The sequence below is a fragment of the Thermoanaerobacter sp. A7A genome (assembly GCF_000445185.1).
GTDB lineage: Bacteria > Bacillota > Thermoanaerobacteria > Thermoanaerobacterales > Thermoanaerobacteraceae > Thermoanaerobacter.
Genome location: NZ_AVAF01000066.1, coordinates 1 through 3,199, shown reverse-complemented (window position 1 = coordinate 3,199; position 3,199 = coordinate 1). Strand labels below are relative to the sequence as shown.

4 protein-coding genes and 1 pseudogene are annotated in these 3,199 nt (G+C 34.3%); 4 read left to right on the top strand and 1 reads right to left on the bottom strand.

Translation table 11 applies throughout. The annotated features are described in order from the left end of the window. The 4 genes and pseudogenes from M663_RS0104180 to M663_RS15205 all read left to right on the top strand — a co-directional run. Nucleotides 1-242: pseudogene (locus M663_RS0104180) on the top strand (hypothetical protein); the annotation flags it as partial. 13 nt (nucleotides 243-255) lie between these two features. After that, nucleotides 256-1,173: a signal peptide peptidase SppA gene (gene sppA / locus M663_RS0104175; RefSeq protein WP_029688038.1), complete on the top strand. Its 918-nt coding sequence runs from the start codon at nucleotides 256-258 to the stop codon at nucleotides 1,171-1,173. A 46-nt stretch (nucleotides 1,174-1,219) separates the two neighbouring features. Then, nucleotides 1,220-1,675 (top strand): nucleotidyltransferase domain-containing protein, encoded by a 456-nt coding sequence (locus tag M663_RS0104170; RefSeq protein WP_029688037.1) that lies wholly within the window; start codon nucleotides 1,220-1,222, stop codon nucleotides 1,673-1,675. After that, nucleotides 1,629-1,994, top strand: a complete 366-nt coding sequence (locus M663_RS15205) for a HepT-like ribonuclease domain-containing protein (protein WP_273702622.1) — start codon at nucleotides 1,629-1,631, stop codon at nucleotides 1,992-1,994. The genes M663_RS0104170 and M663_RS15205 overlap by 47 nt, the downstream gene beginning before the upstream one ends. Here the strand turns inward: M663_RS15205 and M663_RS0104165 are convergent. Continuing rightward, nucleotides 1,970-3,199 (bottom strand): IS200/IS605 family accessory protein TnpB-related protein (locus tag M663_RS0104165; RefSeq protein WP_029688036.1); only part of this gene is annotated, 1,230 nt, incomplete at its 5' end. The two genes, M663_RS15205 and M663_RS0104165, sit on opposite strands and share 25 nt — an antisense overlap.

Genomic DNA, 3,199 nt, shown 5'->3' with positions numbered 1-3,199 from the left:
AGCCTTCCTTTGAATGGGAGAATCCTCAAAAGGCTATGAAGGGAAATTTAAATGTGCTTTTTAGCATGATTGTTACGATTTTTTTGATAGGTTGTATGTTTGCGATTATTGGGCTATTTGAAAAGTTTGGCTTTGCTAAAGTGATAATTGCTTCGGTAATAGAGGGTTTGTTTATCGCATTAAATATTGTGGTGTATTTAATGGCAAAAAGCTTTGTGGAGAGATTATATAAAGGAGAATGAGGGAGGAGAAAAAATGAGTAAAAAAGCCTTAATAGGACTAATTGTGATTGTCTTGATAATCGGTACTTCTATTGCCTCTATTTTTCTTACAATGCCTCAAGAGAACAAAAATGTGCCATTGACTTCCAACACAATAGGCGTTATAACAATTGAAGGTATTATTGGAGAGACAACAAATTTATTGGGAATACCGCAAAATTTAAATGACCCAGTTGAACAGATAAGGAAAGCTCAAGAAGATAACACTGTCAAAGCCGTTATAATTAAAATAAACAGTCCAGGTGGTTCTGCTGCAAAATCAATAGAAATTTACAAAGAGATTAAAAAATTAAAAGAAACCGGTAAAAAAGTCATAGTTTCAATGGGAGATACTGCAGCTTCAGGGGGATATATGGCAGCATGTGCAGGAGACATAATAGTGGCAAACCCTGCTATAATAACAGGAAGCATTGGTGTTATTATGCAGTATACCAATTATAAAGAGCTTTACGACAAATTGGGGTTAAAAGAAGTGACTATAAAAAGTGGCGTTCACAAAGACATGGGTTCTCCTACAAGGGATTTGACTCCTGAAGAAAAGAAAATATTGCAGGGGATAATAGACGACACTTTTCAACAGTTTTTAGAGATTGTGTCTGAAGGAAGAAAAATGCCTATAGATAAAGTAAAAGAATTAGCAGATGGAAGAATATTTACAGGAAGGCAGGCCCTTAAAATTGGTCTTGTGGATAAACTGGGAGATTTTTATGATGCAGTAGATATTGCTGCGGAAGAGGCAGGCATAAAAGACAAACCTGTGTTAAAATATTACACAACGCCAAATCCTTTTAGCGTACTTTTTGGAAGCGGTGCAAAGAGCAATTTAGAAGGTATGGGACTTGAAATATTAAGGCTTTTGTTTATTGATAAATCGAGTTTAAGTTATAAATAGTTTTTGATATAGTTTTAAAATACGTTTGTTATGCGAGGGGAAGTACATGTTTTATGAGATAGATGGCATTTTTTACGACAAAGAAAAATTAAATGAATTTGTTAACAAATATAATCCATCATTAATCTTGATATTTGGCTCCTATGCAAGAGGAAGAGTACATGAATTGAGCGATTTAGATATTGGAATAAAATTTGATAAAAACATAGAAATGGCTTTGTATAGCTCAATATTAAAAGAGCTTGTAGAAATTTTCAATAGAGAGGATATTGATGTTGTAATTTTAAACTATGCTGATCCACTTTTGCGTTTTGAAATTATAAGTAGTTGCAAAGTGTTGTATCAGGCTTATCCTGAAGCATACCTAGATTTTTATTTGTATTCTGTCAAAGGTTATGATGATGTGAAAAGATTAAGAAAATTGGAAGAAAATTATTTAAAAAAGGGGATAAAAAATGAATTACAAAGATGTCATCCGCCGCAAATTAATAAGCCTCTCTAATTATGTAAAACAACTTCTGCCAATAACTGAATATACTTATGAGGAATACATAAGCAATTACTTCATTTATTATACTGGTGAAAGACTGGTACAGCTTATAATAGAAACCTGCATGGATATAAATTCTTTAATTATAGAATACAAAGGGTTAAGACCTGGTTACCCAAACTGTACAAAAGTGTACAGTTTAGGCAGCTGGGGTATTTGTAGTCCGCCCTTCAGACTTTCCCAGCCCCAGCAGGCGGTTTTTGGGAAAGTCATAGCCCCTGCCCCAAGAAGCAGGAACTCGCGCTCTTACAAGCCTCCCCACTTGCCCTGAATTAATAACTCCTTCAGGACAGAGAAGTCTCTTGGCACTTTCTCAGGGGAGAGTGGAGTTACCACCGCTACCTTGAGAACTCGCCAGAAATTATGGACACTAAAACTTGTTCCATCCAGAGGTTCTAGCACCCTTCCTGGCTTACTCTCAAGGCTTTGTAGAAATTCTATCACTTTCTTTATCTCTTTTAAGTGTTTTTTCTTCAACTGCTTGTTTCTGACTGTTTTCTTTACATGCTCTTTTAATTTTTCTAATTCTTTTACATCCAACGTATTAAGAAGTTTTATGTAATTACTTGGTATTTTCTCTTCTATTCCTAATCCTCTTCTTGCTATTACATAGGCTGCTGCTATATCTTTTGTTATCATATATTGCGGTGCATATTTCAACATGCCTATTATTGATGTGTAAGCAGGATTAACCTCTATAACTTCTATCTCTTCTCGTTTTGCTAAAACTTTTATCTTTTTTAAAAGTGATTTGTAGCTAAAGTTATGCCTTATCCTTCTTGATTTTCCCCCTGAAAAGTCCCCTCTTTTACCTTTTTCTTTTATTTCTAATTCTTCAATTACTATTGCTTTTCCTTTTTCTTTTGCTATTTTTACTATTTCATGAGCATACCGCCATCTGAAATATTCTCTTTTGTCTTTATTTCCGCTTGCAAGCTCTGGCATTGGTATACTGCCATAGCTTATTAGATTCCCTTTTTCGTCTGTCTCTGCCCATGATATGTTGTCTGGATATGCATTTATGTCTATTCCTATGACTCCTTTGTCTTTTTTTATCATTATTTCCGGATACTCTTCTTCAATAGTAAAATAAGCGTATATGCTGCCATTTTTAAGTTTTAGCTCTACAGAGTATGGTATATTGGATTTGGAGATTTCCTGAAGTATCTCTTCTCTGTTTTTTTTCTTCTTCCATCCCGCCTGTATCTTCGCATATACGTACTTTCTTTCTCCTACATTTATCCTTAAGAAAGTACCATTTTCATTTATCTCTATTCTTGTGTTAAGATTCCCTTTTTTGCTTTTATCTCCTCTTGAATAAAGATTTCCTTTTCTCTTCTCCTGCCACCTGATTTTTAATTTTTTATATGCTTTCCCATTTATATGGCGTTTTTGTAGTTTTTTAAACAGCTTTTTCCCACCAAAGATGACTTTTCTTGGACTCTTACCTAATTCCCTGGCAGATTCTAATGTATT